This is a genomic window from Hallella multisaccharivorax DSM 17128 (assembly GCF_000218235.1).
Lineage (GTDB): Bacteria > Bacteroidota > Bacteroidia > Bacteroidales > Bacteroidaceae > Prevotella > Prevotella multisaccharivorax.
The window spans coordinates 990,897-1,012,846 of sequence record NZ_GL945017.1 but is presented as its reverse complement, the minus strand read 5'-3'; the positions used below and the strand labels follow the sequence as shown (position 1 = coordinate 1,012,846).

The window sequence follows — 21,950 nt, the reverse complement described above, 5'->3', positions numbered from 1 at the left end:
AATTTATAACCAATCTAAACTAATACCTCCTATCATGAGTAAGAAAAAGACTTTTCTTGTCGCACTGATTCTGTCTTGCAATTTAGGGATCTATGCACAAGGTGTTTCGCTTCATCTTCGCAACGTCACTGTTGCCAAGGCCATGACGGAACTGAGAAAGCAAACCGGTTATTCCTTTGTCTATAAAGGCTCCGACCTCAACACCTCGCAAAGGGTAAACGTGGACGCGGAAGATGTGCGTCAGGCAGCCGAACAGATTCTCGGCTCTCAGAATGTCACTTACACTATCCAGGGTAAGAGCATTGTTGTCTCTGCAAAAGGCAAGCAGAGCCAGGGTCATCCCCAGAGCACAGTGAACAAGGCCGGACGCAGCACCGTCAGAGGCCGCATCACCGACGCTAGCGGTGAGCCTATCATCGGTGCAAGTGTGAAGGTCAAAGGCAGTGACACGGGGGCTGTGTCTGACATCGACGGCAACTATTCTATCTATGCAAGTCCCGGCGAGGAGCTTGTCGTCTCCTATGTAGGTTTTAAGACGCAGAACGTGAGAGTGGGACAGAAAGATGTTGTCAACGTCACCATCACCGAAGACAATAAACTTCTCAACGAGGTTGTTGTAGTGGGCTATGGAACGCAGAAGAAAGTGAACCTCACAGGATCTGTCTCTTCTGTAGACTATTCCAAAGAAGCCCTTTCGCGTCCTATCACATCTACCGCCCAGGCCTTAGAAGGACTCTCCGCCGGTGTGTCGGTCATGCAAGGCTCCGGCCGACCTGGTTCAGAGGGCTTCGGTGTGAGCATTCGGGGAACAGGAACGCTCAACGACTCGTCACCCTTGGTTTTGGTCGATGGCATGGAAATGAGCCTTGCCGATGTCAATCCGAATGACATTGCTACTATCTCCGTGCTGAAGGACGCCGCCTCGTGCGCTATTTATGGAAACAGGGGTGCCAATGGTGTTATTCTTGTGACGACAAAGACAGGATCCGACGGAAAGGTACAGGTGACCTATTCAGGCAAATTCTCGTTCAACTCTCCCTCACGCCTTGTCAGGTGGGTGAGCAATTACGGTGACTACATGGAGTTTGTCAATGAAGCCAGCACTAATCTGGGCCAGGGACTGAAATATTCCCAGTCGACCATTGACACCTGGCGCGCCGCTGAAAAGGATCCTAACGGAATAGCTGAAAGTGGGTATCCTAATTATGTAGCGTATCCTAATACCGACTGGTATGACGAGATCTACCAGACAAAATTGATGCATGAGCACAGCCTCTCTATCAACGGCAGTGAGAAGCGCACGAAATATAATATTGGCCTCACCTATCTTGACAATCCGGGAATGATTGTCAATACAGCGCTCAAGAAGTACAATATCAACCTGAATATCATCTCGAAGATTACCGACTGGATGGAAGTGGGCGCTCACATGTGGGGCTACCACGACGATCAGGACCGAAGCGATGTAGGCAATCTTACGGCTTGGTCTTTCCTTAAGTCAGTGCCGGGCATCTATCCTTATTATGATGGCAAATATGGTGGCATTGAGACCAATGAGGAAGATGGAGCCACAGGGAATCCCTTGCTGAACATTAATGGACAGGGACCTTCCTATTATAAGCATAATCGTTTGCTGAGTACGGTTTACGGCCAAGTAAAGTTTCTTCATGACTTTACTTTCAAGTCTCTGTTTGGTTATGAATATTTCTATCAGCGGCATAAATACACTGAGGGCAATACCGGCACTTACAGTTTCAGCAGAAAGATGGAGGTAAACATTCCAAGCAGCCTTGACCAGAAATACACTTATCTCTACCACAGTTGGGCAAACAACTGGAAGTGGACATCGACACTCAACTGGGGTCATACCTTTGGCAAGCATGATGTCTCGGCACTTGTCGGATTTGAGGAAGGCCGCGATTTTAGTGGCAGCGAGGATACATCCAAGCGTGGCTTGCTCGATATGTCAATAACCGCCATGGACGGTGCCACGGAGATGCGTAACATTGCCGGAAGCGATACGGAATATAAATACCGCTCCTATTTTGGCCGTGCCAATTATGCCTACGACAGCCGTTACCTTTTGGAGCTGGACTTCCGTGAGGATGGATCATCCCGTTTTGCGCCGGGCAAGCGTTGGGGTTTCTTCCCGTCAGCTTCCGCCGCATGGCGTATCTCGGAGGAGCAATTTACCAAAAACTCTTTCCTTCGTGTCTTTGACAATCTGAAGCTGCGTGCTTCGTATGGTAAGCTCGGTAATGCTTCCGTAGACAATTACGCCTATCAGTCATGGTATGAGACAGGCTACACGGTGATGGGTGGCAGGAAAAGCCCACGCTTCTATCTTAACCAGCTGCCGAATATTGACGTCACTTGGGAAAAGACAAAGACGTTCGATGTCGGTCTTGATTTTGCAACGCTTAACCAGTGTCTCACCGGAACGATTGATTATTACGACAAATATACGGAGGGCATTCTCATCAGTCCTTCCATCGGTCTGACTTATGGTGACAAGACGGCTCCGAAGATGAACCTTGCCGAAGTAAGCAACAAAGGTATTGAAGCGACCTTGAGCTGGCAGGACCGCGCTGGAGAGTTCACGTATGGTGTATCCGTCAACGGCACTTGGAACAAGAATAGAGTTGAGAAATACAAAGGTGCGTGGATTCATGGTAAAGGTACCAACCCTAATGATCCTTCAGACGAAAGCTATTACAACAACATCGGTGAGGTTTCATCGGGAGGCCGGCAGCGCATCGTAGAAGGCCATCAGATCAACGAGTTCTACCTCCGCCGCATCTATCATGGCAACGGCTCTTACTTCAACAGCGACGGCAGCGTAAACATTAACGGTGGACCTAAGGACGGTATGATCCGCACCGAAGAGGATATGAAATGGCTGAAGGCTATGGTAGCCGCCGGCTATAAGTTCATGGGCAAACAGAGCATTGGCAAGAACGGTATCTGGTACGGCGACTATATCATGGAAGACCATAATGGCGACGGCGTTTACGGTGGCAGCAATGATGAGTCGTTTATGGGTAAATCCGATACACCTAAGTTCTACTTTGGTCTCCAGGGACATGTAGAATGGCGCGGCATCGATTTCTCAATGAACTGGGGCGGAGCTACAGGCTTCGCTACATGGTGGCGTGAGATAGGTCAGAACTCTTCCAGCGTTGTCTTCGGATTGGAGATCCCAAAAGATGTAGCCTATGATCACTATTTCTATGATCCGGAGAATCCTACGGATGCACGTACTAATCTCACATCGGAGAACCCGCGTTTGACGCTACAGAACCCTGACCAGACAGACAGTCAGGAGAACGATTTCCGCCTTTATAGCTGCAACTTCCTCAAGCTCCGTAATCTTACCATCGGTTATACCTTCCCCAAAGAATGGATGAAGAAGATTTATGTTGAGAACCTCAGAGTCTATTTCTCGGGTGAGAACTTATGGACCATTACAAGCTTCCCGGGTCTGGATCCTGAAATGCGCGCAGGTGCAGGCTATACCACCATGCGGCAGATTTCTTTCGGACTAAATGTTACGTTCTAACTATTAAAGTGGCAAAAACGATGAAAAACAATAAATTCACTATATTTTGCGGAATTGTTTTGGGTGGCTTGACCCTTAGCAGTTGCCAATCTGACTTCTTGGATACGGTTCCGACAAACCGCGTGAGCACCAAGAATGTCTGGAAGACAGAGAACCTTGCCAACAGTGTTGTCAATGGAGCCTATGAACGTTTCTACTACGAGCTCATTGGCAATGAAGGCAAGGGCCTTGACGAATATACAGAGATTTGCGACCTTGACGTCAACTGGGCTTCCAACGATTGCCCGTTGGCATTAGGCACGGCAACATCGTCCTCGGGTATATTTGAGTTCTGGTGGAGATGTTTCTATGAGGAGATCTACCGTACAAGCAATGTTATCCAAAACATAGATAAGGTTCCTGACATGAGCGACAGCGAGAAAGACCGTGACAAGGCTGAGTGTTGTGTGCTGCGTGCCTGGGCTTATGCACGTGCCAATGCGTTCTGGCGTGGCGTACCTGTCTATACTGAGCCCGTGGCTTACGGTGAGGCTACAAAGCCGCGCAGCTCTGAGGGAGAAGTGTGGAAGCAAGTAATAGAAGACTGTACGACCGCTATCAATAGTGCCAACTTGCCTGATAAATATTCGACAAGCGATGCCAATTACGGTCGCGTGACAAAGGGGGCAGCCTATTATCTGCGTGGGCAGGCCTATCTGTGGCTGAAAGACTATGGCAAGGCAGAATCTGATTTCCGTGCTGTCACGAAGATGGGATACAGCCTTTATCCTGACTATAAGGCTATGTTCAAAGCAGCAAACGAGAAGAACGACGAATACATCTTCCAATATCAGTACACAGACGATTCCGGACTGGGCAACTGGCTGTCACAGTGCTATGGCAACCGTGTGACGGTTGACAATGCCTGGAACAATTATATTCCGAACCCGAAGTTCGTGGACAGTTACACTTGGGCCAATGGTAAGCCTTTCGATATGGACGATGTCATTCCCGGATATTCAAAGATGGATCCGGTAAGGCGCTCGGTTTATTTCCTCCGCGACAGCTTAGGGGTGACTACCAATCACTTGCAGAGCAACTACAAGAAAGGCTATGAACAGATGAAGGAGTACGGCTCCGACATGGATAAGTATCTGCCTTACGGCAATGAGGCGCGAATAAAAAAAGTTTATGAAGGCCGTGATCCTCGTATGGGATACAACTTTATCTTGCCTTACTCCGGCTATGTAGGTGGCTGTACTGCAAACAACTATACTTACTACCTGCGCTGGCCTTATTTCGGCTCAGACAACTCCTATCCTTTCGACCTGCGTACCGATACTAACGACAAATATTATTACATGTGGCGCAAGTTCGTCATTGAAGGTCGTGAGAGCAAAACGATATGGGACAGTGATATAGACATTCCTGTCTTCCGCTATGCCGGTGCACTGTTGAGCCTCGCAGAAGCTTTGAATGAGCAGGGAAAGACTGACGAGGCCATTACATACGTTAATCAGGTGCGTGCCCGCATTCCGGGGCTTGCTCTGCTCAACAGTAACGAATACACCAAAGTGACCGGTAAGGAGAACATGCGCAAACGTATCCGGGACGAATGGGGCTGGGAGTTCGCAGGCGAGATGTGCCTTTACTTCAAAGAGCTGCGCTGGGGAACCTGGGCCGACAAGAAGTTTGGAACAAACCGCGGGTCAGCAACCACCAATACACTTAATGGCGCCAATGGTATGACAGAGATATGGGGCAGCAAGCGTTACACGCTCATCTGGCCTGGTGACTATTGTGAGAAATGGGCTGTGCCGCAGTCGGAGATAGAACGCAACCCTAATCTGACTCAAAATGACAAGTGGAACTGAATGGTCTTAAATCATTGGCAGATAAGATGAATATTCTTTCTAAGACATTTGTTGCCGTCCTTTTAAGTGTGGGGTCTTGTGCAGCCACGGCTTGTTCTATGACCCCTATTACAGGAGTCACGGAGCACAAGACCTACAAAAATCCCATTATCAACACCAGTCTCCCCGACCCCACTGTAATCCGGGCACAGAACGGTTGCTGGTACCTCTATGCTACGGAGGATATCAGGAACACCCCTATTTACAAGTCGAAGAACCTTGTTGACTGGTCGTTTGTGGGCACTGCTTTTACGGACGAGACACGTCCGAAGTGGAACCCCAAGGGAAATATCTGGGCACCCGACATCAACTGTATCAATGGTCAGTATGTGCTTTATTACGCCAAGTCGGAATGGGGCGGCGAGTGGACCTGTGGTATCGGTGTGGCCACGGCTGCCAGACCGGAAGGCCCCTTTACGGATCATGGGTGCATGTTCACAAGTCAACAGATAGGCGTTCAGAACTCTATTGATGAGTTCTACATTGAAGACAATGGGCACAAGTATCTGTTCTGGGGGAGTTTCCATGGTATTTATGGTATAGAGCTGTCCGAAGACGGCATATCGATAAAAGCTGGTGAAAAGCCGCGGCAGATAGCCGGCAGCTTCATGGAAGGGACATATATCCACAAGCATGATGGTTTTTATTATCTCTTCGGTTCCGCAGGCACCTGCTGCGAGGGAGCAAAGAGCACGTATCGTGTCACTTACGGCCGTTCGAAGAATCTCTTTGGGCCTTACGCGGACAAGCAGGGACAGAGCTTGATGGATAACCATTACGAAGTGATGATTCATGGGAGTGATATTGTTGCCGGGCCTGGCCACAATGCTGAGTTCATTACAGATGACCTCGGACAGGACTGGATCATCTATCATGGCTACAAAAGATCTGACCCTGATGCCGGACGCGTGGTATGGATGGACAGAGTGGAATGGATTGACGGCTGGCCTCACGTTGCAGGGGACCGCCCGTCAACAGTCTCAGAACGCCCCGCGGTGGGTAATATTCTATTAGCTGATCCTACTGTCTTCAGAGATAATGACACTTATTACCTTTACGGCACATCTTCTCTTAATGGGTTCCTCGTCTATCAGTCGAAAGACCTGAAACACTGGGAGGGACCGTGCGGAGCATCCGACGGTCTGGCTCTGAAACGTGGAGATGCTTTCGGAACGGCAGGCTTTTGGGCTCCGCAGGTGTTTAAGGTAAAGAACAAATACTTCATGGCTTACACCGCCAACGAGCAGATTGCCATTGCCGAGAGCGAGAGTCCGTTGGGTCCGTTCCGGCAGAAGGAACCAGCCCAACTACCTGCCAATAGGAAGGAGATTGACCCGTTCGTGTTCTTCGACAAGGGTAAGGCTTATCTATACCATGTGCGCTTGCAGGACGGCAACCGTATTTTTGTTGCTGAACTTAATAAAGACTTAAAGTCGGTGAAGGAGAATACCGCCCGAGAGCTTATCCGTGTCAACGGCGATGGATGGGAGAACACATCCAAGGGCAAGTGGGGCGTAGCAGAAGGCCCTACGGTTGTCAAAGAAGGTAAGACGTACTATCTGTTCTATTCTTGTAACGATTTCCGCAGTCCTGATTATGCAGTTGGCTATGCTACGGCAGATAATCCGCTTGGTCCTTTTGTCAAGCATGATGAGCCTATCATCACACGAAAGCTCATTGGTGAGAACGGAACGGGTCACGGTGATTTCTTCATCGACAAAGACGGTAAGATGGAATATGTGTTCCATACTCATGCCAACAGTTCGCAAGTCAGTCCACGTAAGACGGCAATTGTACAGTTGCAGTTTGATGGGAAGGACTTTAAGATTGTTGAGGGAACGGCCCGTTATCTGAGAACTGACGAATGACCCGTAGCTCAATGACCGAGACGTTGAAGACATTTACAAAAAACAAAAAGTCTTACTAACAGCAAACTAGGGAAAGGAAGAATGAGGCTTACACACCTATCTCTCCTTGTTCTGAATTATATATTTAAATTAAAGTTAAACATTGTCTAATCATAAATTGTATGATATCATTAGGAAATAGCTTAAAAGAAAAGATTACGGTCTTTGCTCTCTTGATGCTAGCATGTTTAGGCGTGCAGCCTGTTATTGCTAAGAAGAACGCGAAAGAAGTCGTAGCAAGCCGGTGGACGGAAGCGAAAGCTAACGGCTGGTATGCTCAACTTCCTTGGATGTCTGGCTGCGACTATATTCCGGCCACAGCTATCAACCAGATAGAGATGTGGAGCAAGGGCACTTATGATCATCCTCAGATCGATAAGGAGCTAGGTTGGGCAGAAGAACTTGGCTTCAAGACCATGCGCGTCTTCCTCAGCAGTGTCGTCTATGCACACGACCCACAGGGATTGAAAGACCGCATGAATGACTTCCTCACCATCTGCGACCGTCATGGCATCCGTCCGCTCTTCGTCTTCTTCGATGACTGCTGGAATGCCGAGTCTAGCTATGGCAAGCAACCGGCACCGAAGCCAGGCATCCACAACTCCGGCTGGGTACGCGACCCGTCAATGAGTTTGCGCAAAGACACGGTAACGCTCTACAAGAATCTCAGTAAATATGTGAAGGATATCCTCACGACTTTCGGCAACGATAAGCGTGTGCTGATGTGGGACCTTTACAACGAACCGGGGAATAGCGATCAGAAAATAGCATCACTGCCGCTGCTGCGCAAGGTCTTCGAATGGGCACGCTCTGTCAACCCCTCGCAACCATTGACGGCAGGTATCTGGAACCTCAGCATGGATTTTGCACCCCTCAATGCTTTCCAACTGGAGAATTCGGATGTCATATCCTACCACAATTATGATCCAGCTTATAAGCACAGTGAGGAAATAAAATATCTGCGTATTCTCAATCGTCCGCTTGTCTGCACGGAATATATGGCACGTAGAAACGGTAGTCTATTCTCTTCCGTCATGCCTTTACTCAAAGCCAACAAGATTGTGGCTATCAACTGGGGATTCTTATCAGGCAAGACAAATACCATATTCGCCTGGGATACACCGATTCCAGATGGTCACGAACCAGAGCTATGGTTCCACGACATCTACCGCCAGAACAAGACCCCATTTGATCCTGAAGAAATAAGACTTATCAAGGAACTGAATTGGAAATAAAAGCTGTCTTACTGTAATCTTTTCGTGGCCGCGTTACGATGGCATTAAGACTTAATGTCCCTATTTCGTCAATTAACGAAAGACAAGTTACTCTATCATAGTCTTTTCCGTGGAGTGCTGGAGGCCGACATGTTGTCTGTCCGTGGGGGCCACGGACGATGGAACGGTCCTGAGACAGGAAACTTCAAGCATGGCAGCCATATCTTCGAAGGATGGAACCAGAAAGAGGATGCACGGCTCACCATGGGCGTCGGTACCGTTTATAAGGACATCGGATGGCTGCAAGTCTTCCATCCAACTGAACAAGGTGATGCCAGAAAATACTATGGCATAACGAAAGTAGGATCGGACATCGACGACCAGGGGGTCAACTTCATGCCCTCTATCGCAATCTCTAAATCTGCCTTTGCAGTACCAGTGATGAACGAGGCACCCAGGGCGCAGGAAAAAGACATCAATGTCCTTCTTCAAACTCAACAAACGGATAGTAACACCATCAACAAGAAGGCTCAAGACGTTGTCGGCTCTCTATTATGATGCTAACGACAACGTGCTGAAAGTGCTCACCCCCACGGGATGGCGTTCAATAGCTTTCGAGAAAAGGTCCAGCGTCTTTCTCTCCGGCATTTTGTCTGACCAGGGAGAAAGCCTTGACGGCATAAGTCTGAAGGACGGAACTACCGGGGCAGAGAAGGCAGTGCATGGGCAGGACTTAGTGACAACCGTAAATACAGACCACGGGGACAGGCCACGCTCTATGGCTGTCCGAATAGGCGGGACACCAGTTGACTGTGATTATGACGCTTTGACAGGAAGGCTCGTCGTTCATGGTGATAACATAAACGGTGACATATATATCTACCGGGGAGTAGATATAAAGCTTAATGGGAAATTGGAGAACCCCGGCTCTGCACTTACACTGGGGAGTCGCCTTGCCATCTGGTCTGATTGTTTCGGCAAGGGAAGAGGGTGCTATCACAGAGAAGCGACCATCCGACTGAAGGTCTTACTTGGAGCGCATGTCTCTGAGCCAAAGGTTTATAAAGGACATGACAAAAAGACATTGTTGAAACAGGGTACTGGCTATTCCCTTTCGAAATTATGCAGAGCGGTGATAAATGGGGCGAGAAACAAAGGAAAAGAGCCAAGTTGCTGTTCGACATGCATCCGAAGATAAAGGAAGCATACTGGCATGTGTGCAGTTTGAGAGCCATCTTCAGAGACAAGAACCTTACAAAGGAGGCTGCAAGAATAAAACTGCATGAGTGGCATCAGCGAGTCGCTGACTCCAACCTGCGTGAAATCAAAGCTGCCAGGGATGCCATCAAGTACAAAGAGGAAGAAGTTCTCAACTACTTCAACAACAGATCAACCAATGCTTCTGCAGAGTCTCTCAACTCAAAGATGAAAGGCTTCAGAGCACAGATAAGAGGTGTGCAGGATCTTCCTTTCTTCTTGTTCAGAGTTGCAACGATCTTCGGATAATGATGTTAAACTATCCACGGACTATTGCAACTGAGCCGAACTTTGTCTCGCAATTTTCAGAAAACTCGTATTTTGGCTTCATCTTCTCCATTTTGGATTAAACAGACCTATGGACCTTGTAGTCCTAAGAATTACCTGATGTTTTTTCAGTGAACACTAATTAAAGTTTCCCACCCCTCTGTTTAGGGGCTTTCAGCCGTTCGAAACGTCCGAATAGCTAGCTTCCCCTTGTTTTTAACAGAGACTTAAAATGTGTTTATGCTACATTTTCTCTTAATCGTTTCGCCTCTAAGGCTCCGGCCATAACTTCGAAATCTGTACCTCGCTTTGGATCGTTTACAATTATCTGTGTCAGTTCAAGGATGCTATGCTATATCCAAGCACTTCTCCAAGAGTGTCCGGTAACTTCTCCAAACATGCGAGCACTCGTTTCCAAAGGGTCAAAGCCATTATATCGTCTTCCATTTCAGCGAACAACTCGCCCATGGTTTCATAATCAGACATTCGCTTTTCTAAAGCCATCACCGTATATGTTATGTAGCAAAGAGCAGCGTCAGCAATCTGCCCGTTGAGGTTTCGACCGGCATATGTCCCAAGTCCAAGACATTGCTTGGTTTCCCGATTGACAACTTCAATATTCCAACGTATCTGGTAGAGTTCAAAGGCGCGTATGAACGGCATTGAGGTATCTGTGGTTAGCATGATATTCCATCTCTCATTATGTCCGTACTTGATAAGGAAAATTCTGATGGGAAGACTGCCCAAGTATCCTCGAAGCGCTATGTATTGGCATTTATACTTGCGGCAGATGTGTGTATGTTCTCTGCTGTATAAGGCAACCAATTCCTCTGCGTTATGCTTCCTGCCATTGACCATATATTTGGTGGCGCCCATTTTTGCCAGGCCCACATAGTGTATAGCACCGTCAGCAATATTCCTTATGGATGTGATGAAGTCTTCACAGGCAAACCAACTGTCTGCCAATGCATAATGCGGATGGAGACCACATTTCCACATGCGTTTTACCATCTCTATAGCGCAGTCCAACTTACTCATGCTGCATTCCTGTTCTCTTTGGTAATCAGGATTGTCCTTCTCATGGTGTATAGAGAACCTGCGTCTGAACTGCTTCTTTCCAATTCCACCATCACCCTTCCTGCCGGGCTCTTCGTGTAGTGAGAAGTCAAAAGGCAATGTGGATTTATCATCAAAGAATGTGCACAAGAGCAGCTTGTAGCCGAGAACGTAGTCTCTCTTTACATGGTCAAAGACCTTCGTTATATGCTCCATAAACTTTCCGCTCTTTTCCAGTGTGGTGTCATCAATAATCACGCATGAGTTCTCATCTTCAGTTTGTATACCGTTCTTTCGAAGAACGCACATAAAGCGGATTACTGTGTAGTTCATAAGCCGGCGCCAGTCCATGGAAGGGCGTTCCAGCATGCAGTAGTAACAGTTCTTGCCGGTCTCAAGGAGGCCGTAGAAACCTTTCTTATACGTAGAAACCTTTCTTATACATAGAGTGTATGGTCTCTCCGTTGATTCAGAAAAGACACAAAGAGAAAGAATGAGCTGTACTGCCGATATACCATCGTGTTTTCTCTAATGACAAACGGCAGAGCAGATGACCAAGCCCAAATTTGGAGAATAGGTTGAGAATAGGTTGAGAATATCAGTGCTCATCTTACTTTTAACACTCAAGAGTTTGGAGATCTCACTGAAATTGCTTAATTTTGTATCCATAACAGTTCCTCTTTAATTTATTGGTAATTAATGTAATTGGACACTACAAAGTTACTAAAAATTATCGAGAAACTGTTATTTCATACCACTTTATATGGGGTGGGAAACTTTCGTAATTAATATTGAACATGAAGAAAACGATTGTTCTCCTCCTATCAATGGTGTTTGTGTTACCGTCTTGCTCACAAGAATTTCTGAAGTGGGCAGCAACACCACCTATGGGATGGAATTCTTGGGATTGTTATGGTCCCACAGTAACAGAAGAAGAGGTCAAGGCAAATGCCGACTATATGGCAGACCATTTGAAATCTTACGGTTGGCAGTATATAGTAGTAGACATCCGATGGTTTGTTGCCAACACAAAACGACACGGATACAATGAAAAAGACCCCATCTATAACGTTGACATGTACGGAAGGTATATGCCTGCAGAGAACAAGTTTCCATCTTCTGCCTTAGGAAAAGGATTCAAGCCTCTTGCTAATTATATTCATTCCAAGGGCCTGAAGTTCGAAATTCACATCATGCGTGGACTGCCTAAAGCAGCGTATATCCGAAATACGCTCATAATGGGTACTAAAGGCATCACTGCCAGGCAGATAGCCACCACAGACGGTCAATGTAAATGGCTGCATGACAACTATACTATCTTAGCTTCAAAGCCTGGAGCCCAAGAATATTATAACTCTATCATGGAGCTCTATGCCTCTTGGGGTGTAGACTTTATAAAGATTGATGATCTTTCTGCTCCTACATATCATGAAGATGAGATTGATCTGATCAGAAAAGCTATTGACAGGACAGGTCGGCCGATGGTATTGAGCGTGTCTCCCGGTGAAACACCTATCGCCGCTGCGAAGCATGTGGATAGTCACACTAACATGTGGAGAATGGTGAATGATGTTTGGGATGTATGGAGTGATGTGACACATTTAATGAAGGTGGCTACAGCCTGGTATCCATATATTGGTGGAGGCTCCTGGCCAGACTGTGACATGCTTCCGCTTGGACATCTTGCTATTCGTGGTGAACGTGGTGACGATCGAATGACTAAACTGACCAAAGACGAGCAATATAGTCTCATGTCTTTCTTTACCATCATGCGTTCTCCCTTGATGTATGGTGGAGATTTGCCTACAATGGATCCATTTACGCTATCTCTTCTTACAAATAAAGACGTTCTAAGGATGCACAATGAATCTACCGGTACACGACAACTGTTCCTTACAGATACAAAACTCGCTGTTACATCTAAAAATGAAAATGCGGGAGAAACGTATCTTGCACTATTCAATATTGGAGACAATGAAAATGAAAAATTGAGTGTACAACTATCTACCCTCGGTTTGAAAGGTTCATATAACGTAACTGATATGTGGGCTAATAAAAAGATGGGAAAGGTTAAAGGCTCGTTCAGTTATACGCTTAAACCACACGCATCCATTCTTGTGAAGCTATCACGATAACGAATAAGCATTAGATCTTCTCCTTAAGACAAGGGCGGCCAAAAGGCCGCCCTTGTCTATCCCATAGTGTAGAGGCCGCGCTTAATACCTTTATACCGGCCCACACGAAATGTTTGACCAATGATTTATCGGTTGGATCATTTTCTTTGGAAGGGCATGAAGCCCTTCCCTGCACTATCACCCAACCCTATGTATTTTGACTACTTTTTTACTTACCACCTACACCTTTTGCGTTAAATAATTTGTAATCTGTAAGTTAGGGCATATTTCACCTACACCCTGCCTACACCGTGGGGGTGTAGGCAGAGTGTAGGTAATTTTGAAATAAAGAGGCTGACAAACAGCTTGTTATGAGGAAAAGGGTGTAGGTGAAAAGTAAGACTATTAAAACTTTTATCACATCGTGATGTCACAGTGATCAACATGCAATTGCACTGTAACCATCATATGATTGTACAGGAAATCATCATGTTCAGATAGTAATCCTCCCCCGGGGTCCTTATCAACCCGAAAACCGTACGATTCCCGTTAAAAAACACATTTTAAACATTATATATTAGGTACTTTCGTCAATTAGCACTAACTTTGCAAATCAATTGTGCATTGGAGAGTGCAAGGCACAGTTGGCAAGAAAGATATATAATTAAAAAATAGAAATAAGACAATGAAAGTATCATTCGATTGCCCCGATAAGATAAACGGCCTGCTGACCGTCACCATCGAGGAGGACGACTACAAGAACGACGTTGAGAAAGAACTTAAGAATTACCGCAAGCACGCCAATGTACCAGGTTTCCGCCCTGGTCAGGTGCCGATGGGTCTCATCCGCCGTCAATACGGCAATGCCGTGAAGATGGACGTGGTGAACCACAAGCTCTCCGACGAGGTGAACAAGTACATCCAGGACAATAAGATCAGTATGTTGGGTATGCCGATGGGATCTGAGAAGCAGAAGCCCGTCGACTTGGAGAAGGAAGCTCCCTACACCTTCATGTTCGACATCGCCGTAGCGCCCGAGTTCGACATCGAACTCACCGACAAGGATACAATCGACTATTACGACATCACGGTTGACGATAAGCTCATCGACCAGCAGGTGGAAGGTTTTGCCTCCCGCTTCGGCAGCTACCAGAAAGCTGAGGAATACAAGGAGGGCGACGTGCTCAAGGGCGACCTGCGTGAGCTCGATGCCGAGGGTAATACCAAGGAAGGCGGCCTCAAGGTGGAGGGTGCTACGGTGATGCCCCAATACCTCAAGGACAACGACCAGAAAAAGTTGTTTGAGGGTGCCAAAGCCGGCGATATCATCACTTTCAACCCCCACAAGGCTTATGCCGGCGGTGCTGAGGTGGCCACGCTTCTCAAAGTAAACCGGGAGAAAAAGGATGAGTATCAGGGCGAATTCAGCTATCAGATCACCGAGGTGCAGCATTTCGAGAAGCACGCTGTAAACCAGGAGCTCTTTGATCAGGTCTTTGGAAAAGATGAGGTGAAGGACGAGAAAGCCTTCCGTGAGAAGATTCGCGAGGGCGTAAAGCAGCAGCTCACTACCGACGAGGACTTCCGCTTCCTGCAGGATCTGCGCAAGTATGTCGAGGAGAAGGTTGGTCAGCTCACTTATCCTGATGCTCTGCTCAAGCGTGTACTCAAGGAGAACAACAAGGACAAGGACGATGAGTTCATCAATAAGAACTATGAGGCAAGTCTCAAGGATCTCACATGGAGCCTGGCTAAGGACAAGCTCGGTGCTAAGGTTGGCATCAAGGTCAACGACGACGACGTGAAGAACGTTGCTCGTGAGATCGCTCGTGCTCAGTTCGCTCAGTACGGCATGCAGAATGTCGGCGACGAGTATGTTGACAACTACGCTAATGAGTTGCTCAAGCAGAAGGGTACTACTAACCAGTTCGCTGAGCGTGCGCTCGACGAGAAGCTCGTAGCTGCTCTCAAACCCGTCGTGAAGCTCAACCACAAGGAGATCTCTCTCGAGGACTTCAACAAAATGGTGACAGCCGAGCAGGCCTAATCCTCTGACAAATCATCTTCCCATTAATCTTCGAAAGAAGTGTCTATATGGTTAACAAATCCCGTCTGCATGTCCCGTATGTAGACAGGATTTTTTACTTTTTAAGCTCTATCCTGAACGTCGTTCCCTTTCCCGCGACGGAGCCTTTGACCCAGATCCGGCCATGATGATATTGCTCCACGATACGTTTTGCAAGGCTTAGACCAAGCCCCCAACCTCGTTTTTTGGTTGTAAAGCCAGGATTGAACACCGACTTAAGATGCTGTTTACTGATGCCTTTACCTGTGTCGGAGACTTCGATGACGACCTCTTCCGGTGTCTGAAAGACAGCAATAGTAATCGTTCCCGGACCCCCGTTCATGGCGTCGACGGCGTTTTTACACAAGTTTTCTATGACCCATTCAAAGAGTGCCTCGTTGATATTCACCGTCTCTTCGCACTCAGGCAACTTGGAAATAATCGACACAGAGTGACTCGTACGGCGGCTGATATAATCAGTCACGTGGGCGAGAACCTCAGAGAGGCGCGCAGGTTTCAGCTCCGGCTCAGAGCCTATCTTGGAGAATCGTTCGCTGATGAGCTGCAAACGGCGCACGTCCTTGTCGAGCTCAGGGATAAGATCATCATTGGGATACTCTTCACGAAGCACCTCCGTCCACGCCATCAGACTGGAAATAGGAGTACCCAACTGATGGGCTGTTTCCTTAGAGAGCCCCACCCACACACGGTTCTGCTCAGCACGGTTTGAGGCAATAAGGGCAAAAACAGCCAACAGAACAAAGATGAGAACAATGGCAAGTTGAATATATGGGAAGATAGTAAGCCTTCGGAGGATAAGCGATTCCTCATAGCACACATTAATATAATGTCGTCCATCCGCATCAAGAGAGACTCTGATAACATGACCAGAAGCTATACTATTCAAAGCAATCTGTCGCACCTCGCTCAGGCTATCACGGTGATTATCAGCATGAAGACGTACATTTCGGAAATCAGTGACCGTACCATTCTGATCAAGTAACACCACTGGGATAGACTCGTTCTCGTTGAGAACCTTCAGCACGAGACTCATGTCCGTATACTCATCAGCGTTGTTGAGAGACTTCATTGCTGCTGCCCACACCTCCATACGGTTACGCTCCTCGCGCTTTAGATCATTGGTAAGCCGGTTGGAGACAAAAAGAGAGCAGACGACTACCACGATAGCCGACAACGTTAATATAAATTTGATTTGACTGTTTCGTCCACTCCATTGCATACAGTAACTACAACGTAACATTACACATTTTATTGCGTGGTAGCGTTTGTTAACACTGTATAGGAAACGCATTTTACATATTTTCCTAACTCAAAGAGAGTAGTTATAAAAGATTTTACTTAATTTTGCATGCACGTGATAGACATCCAAACAAAGAATCTACAATGGCCAGTCCTCCCAAACCCTCACATAACAATGAGACACTGTTGATATCTGAGCTATCTATAGGATCAAAGAAAGCTTTTGATACTATATATCAGATGTATGCCAGTCGTCTCTTTGCTTTCTGTCTCCGCTATACAAAATCGACCTTTGACGCAGAGGAAATCGTGGAGAATACATTTGTCAGACTATGGCTGAATCGTAGAAATCTCAAACGAAAAGATAGCATAAAGCCTATACTATTCACCATTTGTCGCCATGAACTTATCGACATCTTCAGAAAACGCATCAAAACTCCAGAGTATGTTTCTTATTTAGAGTGCAAAGAGCAAATGGCTATAGAACAGACTGACAGCCATTTGGAATACGATGAGTTTGTGAAACGGATGAATCAAGCCATCGATAAACTCTCTCCTACCCAACAGAGGGTTCTCAGACTATCGAAGTTGAGAGGGCTAAGAAATGAGGAGATCGTGGCCGAGACCGGCTTAAGCATGCAAACCGTGAAGAACCAACTCTCTTTGGCACTGAAACGACTTAGAAAAGAATTGGGGGGAGCGGGAATGATGTATTTTATCTTTTTTGAGGTACTTTCGATAGAATAATTCGTCTACCTTTAACGTCCATTCACAACGATTGAAATGATGAAAGAGATCATAAAGAAATATGCCAATAATATATTGACCCCTTCTGAAGTGTCTGAGTTACAGCAACAGCTCGATAAGATGTCTGATATCGAGATTGCGTACAATCTGCAGGAAGACTGGTTTTCGAAGGCTGCTGACCAAATCTTTGTTGACGACAGTAGCAGGCTGAGAAAAATGAAACGAGTAATTGACGAGAGGCTGTCTACCTACAGTCAAACTCGGGGGATTGCAAGTACGAAGTCCCATAGATGGTCAATCGCACTTCTCAAATGGTTCAGCTTGGCAGCAGCCATACTTCTGCCATTGATGCTATTTTCTACTATTTATTTTTATCAACAGATGACAGCAGAATCCAGAAAGACTGTAACGTTTCTGACACAGCGGGGAGAGAAAGCTTCCATCGTCTTGCCTGATGGCACGAAGGTGACAATGAACCACAACAGCCGCTTAGTGTATCTTCCTGCCAGATTCGGCACCAATAAACGCGAAATAGCTTTTGATGGAGATGCATATTTTGAAGTCACCCATAACAAGAAGGCACCCTTCATGATCCGTCAGCAAGAACTGTCTGTGCAGGTTCTTGGCACCAATTTCTGCTTGCGAGCCCGTAAGAGTGACAAAATGGCTAAATTGTCGCTCGATAAAGGGCTGGTCTCACTAAAAGCTGAGAGAACAGGCGAAAGCCAACTTGTAAGACCTGGAGAAATGGCAGAATTGACCTATAAGACCGGGCACATCACCATCGCTCCCAAAGCGGATAAGGCAGACATCAGCGCATGGAGACGCGAGGAGATGAAGTTTAAAGATGCTTCACTTCAGACCGTTATCCATGAGCTTGAAGAATGCTACGATGTCTGTTTCTCAGGTATGCCATCGCATCATACTGATCACTTCACCGGTTCCTTGCCAACCCATTCAATGGACAGTGCCTTGCGTATTCTAAAAATAGCCTACGGATTCAATTATAGCATAAAAGGAAATGTAGTTATAATAAATAAGTGAAAAAATAGTAATCCTTTGGTACTTTTCCCTATCTGCTACGTCTACCCTATTGACTTATCAAAATAAACTAAAAACATTATGAAAAGAACGGGAACTAAGTATCTACTCATGGTATGCCTCTTGTGCCTGTGCTCTACTCTGGTGCAAGCGAAAGGTACCAATGTAACGGTATTTGTATACCAAGCTACTCTCCGCCAACTGTTTACCCGAATCGAGAAACAGACTATCTGGCAATTCTCCTACCGTAGTGAGATGGTAAACAAGGCACCTCGTGTTACCTTGCAATTTAGCAATGCACCTGTCAGTAAAGTGCTGGATGCTGCCTTGGCAGGAACCAATTTATCGTATGAAATTGTTCCACCTTCGACTATTGTCATTCATGCTCGGCAAAACACAACTGGAACTCCTGACGTCCATCAGAAGGAAGAGAAGAAAGATACACGTCATTATACTGGAACTGTCGAAGATCCTACTGGAAATCCTATAATCGGGGCAACAGTTACCGTCAATGGCAAGCCGACAAGCATCACCAATGCTAACGGTGAGTTTGTCTTTGACGCACCTCAGGGAAGCAGCGTAAAAGTGTCTTATCTCGGTTATGCAGACCGTCAGCTGACGGTAGGAGAAAATAATCGCCTCCAGGTACAACTCGAAGAAGCGGCCCATTCACTAAGTGATGTGGTGATTGTGGGATACGGCTCACAAAAGAAAGCCAACCTGACAGGCTCCGTCACGACAGTAAAGATGGACGAGGCCCTTGGAGACCGCCCCTTGACCAAAGCCAGTGATGCATTACTGGGCGTAGCACCCGGATTGCTGGCTGATAGTAACGGCAATGCACCCGGACAGAGCCGCTCGTTCCAGATGCGTGGAGCCTACTCTATTGGTTCCGGTTCTGCCATCAGCCCACTTGTCTTGATTGACAATGTCGAGGGATCAATGGATATGCTGAACCCTGAGGACATTGAATCCGTGACGGTATTGAAGGATGCTGCCTCCGCTGCTATCTATGGAGCGCGGGCTGCCGGCGGTGTCATTCTGATTACGACTAAACACCCACAAAGCAACAGCTCCTTCCGCCTGAACTATAATAATAACATTGCATTCAGCAATGCCATCAACCTGCCAGAGCAAGTGGATCTAGATACCTATCTGCAGGCTTACTCGGAAGCTGCAGGCGACCAATTCTGGACGCTTGGTTCCCCAAGTGTCAGGCGCTGGCGCGAACTGCTCACACAATACCAAAGTAATTCTTCCGGCATGCAGGTTTACGGTGACGGCTTATACAAGGATACGGATGGTGCCATCTACTATCTACATGAGCATGACCCTTTCAAGAAGATGATGGAAACCAGCTTTCAACAGACCCACAATATCTCGGCCTCAGGAGGCACAAAGAATATCCGCTACAGACTTTCGGCAGGCTATACTTTTACCAATGGTGTATTGATAACGAATAAAGATCAGTTTGTCCGTAAAAACATTAACGGCTTTATCTCTGCTGATGTCACTTCATGGCTAACCCAAGAGGCTAATATCTCTTACGCACGAAATAAGAACACTCTACCTGCCTCTGCACTGGATGCCATCTATTCTACTCGTCTTCCAACCTATTACCCAGAGGGAACAATGCCCGCGGAAATTGAGGAACAGAGCTCCGGTGTGCCCTTCTTCACTTCTTACAACCAGATACAATGGTCAAATACATCAAGGTCCATGACAAGCAATCCAAGGATTTCCCTCAAGACCATTCTGAAACCAATCAAGAATCTAGAGATTGATCTCGAATACACCTTTGACCGGAAAGATTATGACTACTCATGGTATACCGGATCACAGAAATATACCACCGTGCAAGGAGGCGTAGACACTACTCCCACTGTTGATTATCTGACAAAACTAAAGAATACGACAAATTATAATGCGCTCAATATCTACGGTACCTATCGTTGGGAGCCGATAAAAGATCATCATTTCAAGTTTATGGCAGGCTTCAACCAGGAGTCCAGCTCTTTTGATGAAATCTCCGCGACCTCTTATGGTCAGGCCGTCATTGGGGTTCCGTCCCTGGGAGGCGGTACATCCACGCTTATAGCAAAGGACAGTTACAGAGACTACTCTGTACGTGGTGGTTTCTTTCGCGTCAACTATGATTACAACTCTCGCTACTTGTTAGAAGTGAATGGGCGATATGACGGATCCTCCAAATTTCCAAAGAGCAATCGCTTTGGATTCTTCCCTTCCGTATCAGCTGGTTGGAATGTTGCTGAAGAAAGCTTCATAAGACGCACACGTACTTGGCTTGATGGTTTGAAACTACGCGTTTCTTATGGCATGATTGGCAACCAGAATATCTCTCCATATGCTTTTATCCCCACGATGAGTATCAATAATAAATACGGAGGCTGGCTCATTAATGGACAATACACCACAGCAGTGTCGACTCTTCCCGATCTTGTGAGTACTGATTTTACATGGGAAAAGGTTCACACATTAGACTTTGGTCTTGATGCCGTTGCCCTCAACAACCGCCTAAATTTCACCTTTGACTGGTATCAGCGCAATACCGACGGAATGTTGGCTCCCGGTGTACAACTACCTGCCGTGATCGGTGCTGATGCGCCCTACGAGAACACCGCCAACATGCGGACAAGAGGATGGGAGTTCAGCATCGGATGGCGTGATCATATCGGTAAGTTTAACTATAATATCAGTTTTAATCTCTCTGACTATACGTCTATTATTACAAAATATGATTCCAACGAGTCGAAGCTCCTCTCCAGCTATTACGAAGGAGAGCAATTAGGTGAAATCTGGGGATTTCTCTTCGATGACTTCTACACGATTGACGATTTCACCGACTTAAAGAGCTGGAAACTCAAAGATGGCATTTCCAAGCCCGACGGAGTGAATCCGCGTCCGGGTGACATTAAGTTCAAGAATCTAAAGGATGACGAACGCGGCACTAATATGATAACAATTGGCGATAACACATTGGCCAATCCAGGTGACCGCGTCCGTATCGGCAACTCTTTGCCGCGCTATCTCTTTGGCCTGACGTTGGGAGCCTCCTACGAGGGATTCTCCTTCAGCATGTTTATACAAGGAACTGGTAAGCGCGATGCATGGATTGCCAACACCTTGACCTTCCCCATGTATTCTGACTATAAATTCATAGGATTGTATAAGGGGCTGGAAAACTACTGGCGTCCTAAAGACAAAGCTAACGGTGATTACACCTGTGCTAATCCCGGAGCAAAATATGCTCGCATTTATGGGGACTATGCCAATATGAGCTCTAACTACAGAGTATCAGATCGTTATTTGTCAAATGCTGCATATCTCAGAATCAAAAATGTGACACTATCCTATGCATTTCCCAAGAGTATTGTCGATGTCTTGTCTTTCTACCAACTGAGACTCTTCTTCAGTATTGAGAACTTAGCTACTTTCTCTTCACTAAAAAAAGGTATCGATCCGGAAACGCTCAGTTGGAACTATCCTTCTCGTAGGACGTTTTCTTTCGGTGTGAATGTCACTCTTTAATTCTATATTTATAGATACACTT

General features: G+C 46.6%; 13 protein-coding genes and 1 pseudogene. 12 read left to right on the top strand and 2 right to left on the bottom strand.

Annotation, left to right across the window (positions count from 1 at the left end):
- Positions 1-34 precede the first annotated feature (34 nt).
- From PREMU_RS04540 to PREMU_RS04515, 7 genes are all read left to right on the top strand, one after another.
- Entirely contained in the window at positions 35-3,559 is a 3,525-nt protein-coding gene (locus PREMU_RS04540; RefSeq protein ID WP_007573474.1) for a TonB-dependent receptor, read from the top strand.
- Positions 3,560-3,579: 20 nt separating this feature from the next.
- Positions 3,580-5,412 carry a RagB/SusD family nutrient uptake outer membrane protein gene (locus PREMU_RS04535; protein WP_007573473.1) on the top strand — a complete coding sequence of 611 codons (1,833 nt, stop codon included), beginning with the start codon at positions 3,580-3,582 and terminating at the stop codon, positions 5,410-5,412.
- Positions 5,413-5,438: 26 nt separating this feature from the next.
- Positions 5,439-7,319, top strand: a complete 1,881-nt coding sequence (locus PREMU_RS04530) for a family 43 glycosylhydrolase (protein ID WP_007573472.1) — start codon at positions 5,439-5,441, stop codon at positions 7,317-7,319.
- 161 nt (positions 7,320-7,480) lie between these two features.
- Entirely contained in the window at positions 7,481-8,593 is a 1,113-nt protein-coding gene (locus tag PREMU_RS04525) for a cellulase family glycosylhydrolase (RefSeq protein ID WP_007573470.1), read from the top strand.
- Positions 8,594-8,647: 54 nt separating this feature from the next.
- Positions 8,648-9,130, top strand: a complete 483-nt coding sequence (locus PREMU_RS04520) for a hypothetical protein (RefSeq protein WP_007573468.1) — start codon at positions 8,648-8,650, stop codon at positions 9,128-9,130.
- Positions 9,051-9,770: a hypothetical protein gene (locus PREMU_RS14900; protein WP_169311310.1), complete on the top strand. Its 720-nt coding sequence runs from the start codon at positions 9,051-9,053 to the stop codon at positions 9,768-9,770. Before PREMU_RS04520 ends, PREMU_RS14900 begins: the two co-directional genes overlap by 80 nt.
- Positions 9,755-10,078: a transposase gene (locus PREMU_RS04515; RefSeq protein WP_244863864.1), complete on the top strand. Its 324-nt coding sequence runs from the start codon at positions 9,755-9,757 to the stop codon at positions 10,076-10,078. Before PREMU_RS14900 ends, PREMU_RS04515 begins: the two co-directional genes overlap by 16 nt.
- A gap of 375 nt (positions 10,079-10,453) precedes the next feature.
- On the opposite strand, the pseudogene PREMU_RS04510 reads toward PREMU_RS04515, so the two are convergent.
- Positions 10,454-11,821 (bottom strand): annotated as a pseudogene (locus PREMU_RS04510) (IS4 family transposase); the annotation flags it as partial.
- A gap of 128 nt (positions 11,822-11,949) precedes the next feature.
- Between PREMU_RS04510 and PREMU_RS04505 the strand changes: the two are divergent.
- Together PREMU_RS04505 and tig are read left to right on the top strand one after the other, a co-directional pair.
- On the top strand, positions 11,950-13,287 hold the full coding sequence (locus tag PREMU_RS04505) for a glycoside hydrolase family 27 protein (RefSeq protein WP_007573466.1): 1,338 nt from the start codon (positions 11,950-11,952) through the stop codon (positions 13,285-13,287).
- Between the two features lie 664 nt (positions 13,288-13,951).
- Complete coding sequence (gene tig / locus PREMU_RS04500; RefSeq protein WP_007573464.1) at positions 13,952-15,313, top strand: trigger factor; 1,362 nt, start codon at positions 13,952-13,954, stop codon at positions 15,311-15,313.
- A 94-nt stretch (positions 15,314-15,407) separates the two neighbouring features.
- On the opposite strand, the gene PREMU_RS04495 is transcribed toward tig, so the two are convergent.
- The gene (locus tag PREMU_RS04495; RefSeq protein ID WP_007573462.1) at positions 15,408-16,571 is read right to left on the bottom strand and encodes a sensor histidine kinase; all 1,164 of its coding nucleotides are present in this window, start codon (positions 16,569-16,571) and stop codon (positions 15,408-15,410) included.
- A gap of 164 nt (positions 16,572-16,735) precedes the next feature.
- Between PREMU_RS04495 and PREMU_RS04490 the strand changes: the two genes are divergently transcribed.
- The 3 genes from PREMU_RS04490 to PREMU_RS04480 all read left to right on the top strand — a co-directional run bounded on the left by PREMU_RS04490 (position 16,736) and on the right by PREMU_RS04480 (position 21,928).
- Positions 16,736-17,338, top strand: coding sequence for an RNA polymerase sigma factor (locus PREMU_RS04490; RefSeq protein ID WP_007573461.1), 603 nt, complete (start codon positions 16,736-16,738; stop codon positions 17,336-17,338).
- A 36-nt stretch (positions 17,339-17,374) separates the two neighbouring features.
- On the top strand, positions 17,375-18,382 hold the full coding sequence (locus tag PREMU_RS04485) for a FecR family protein (RefSeq protein WP_007573460.1): 1,008 nt from the start codon (positions 17,375-17,377) through the stop codon (positions 18,380-18,382).
- Between the two features lie 78 nt (positions 18,383-18,460).
- The gene (locus tag PREMU_RS04480) at positions 18,461-21,928 is read left to right on the top strand and encodes a TonB-dependent receptor (protein WP_007573459.1); all 3,468 of its coding nucleotides are present in this window, start codon (positions 18,461-18,463) and stop codon (positions 21,926-21,928) included.
- Positions 21,929-21,950 lie beyond the last annotated feature (22 nt).

Coding starts and splice junctions, on each gene's coding strand:
- PREMU_RS04485 (WP_007573460.1), top strand. CDS start 17,375: ATGATGAAAGAGATCATAAAGAAATATGCCAATAATATATTGACCCCT.
- PREMU_RS04540 (WP_007573474.1), top strand. CDS start 35: ATGAGTAAGAAAAAGACTTTTCTTGTCGCACTGATTCTGTCTTGCAAT.
- PREMU_RS04535 (WP_007573473.1), top strand. CDS start 3,580: ATGAAAAACAATAAATTCACTATATTTTGCGGAATTGTTTTGGGTGGC.
- PREMU_RS04520 (WP_007573468.1), top strand. CDS start 8,648: ATGTCCCTATTTCGTCAATTAACGAAAGACAAGTTACTCTATCATAGT.
- PREMU_RS14900 (WP_169311310.1), top strand. CDS start 9,051: ATGTCCTTCTTCAAACTCAACAAACGGATAGTAACACCATCAACAAGA.
- PREMU_RS04480 (WP_007573459.1), top strand. CDS start 18,461: ATGAAAAGAACGGGAACTAAGTATCTACTCATGGTATGCCTCTTGTGC.
- PREMU_RS04505 (WP_007573466.1), top strand. CDS start 11,950: ATGAAGAAAACGATTGTTCTCCTCCTATCAATGGTGTTTGTGTTACCG.
- PREMU_RS04490 (WP_007573461.1), top strand. CDS start 16,736: ATGGCCAGTCCTCCCAAACCCTCACATAACAATGAGACACTGTTGATA.
- PREMU_RS04530 (WP_007573472.1), top strand. CDS start 5,439: ATGAATATTCTTTCTAAGACATTTGTTGCCGTCCTTTTAAGTGTGGGG.
- PREMU_RS04525 (WP_007573470.1), top strand. CDS start 7,481: ATGATATCATTAGGAAATAGCTTAAAAGAAAAGATTACGGTCTTTGCT.
- PREMU_RS04495 (WP_007573462.1), bottom strand. CDS start 16,571: ATGCAATGGAGTGGACGAAACAGTCAAATCAAATTTATATTAACGTTG.
- PREMU_RS04515 (WP_244863864.1), top strand. CDS start 9,755: ATGCATCCGAAGATAAAGGAAGCATACTGGCATGTGTGCAGTTTGAGA.
- tig (WP_007573464.1), top strand. CDS start 13,952: ATGAAAGTATCATTCGATTGCCCCGATAAGATAAACGGCCTGCTGACC.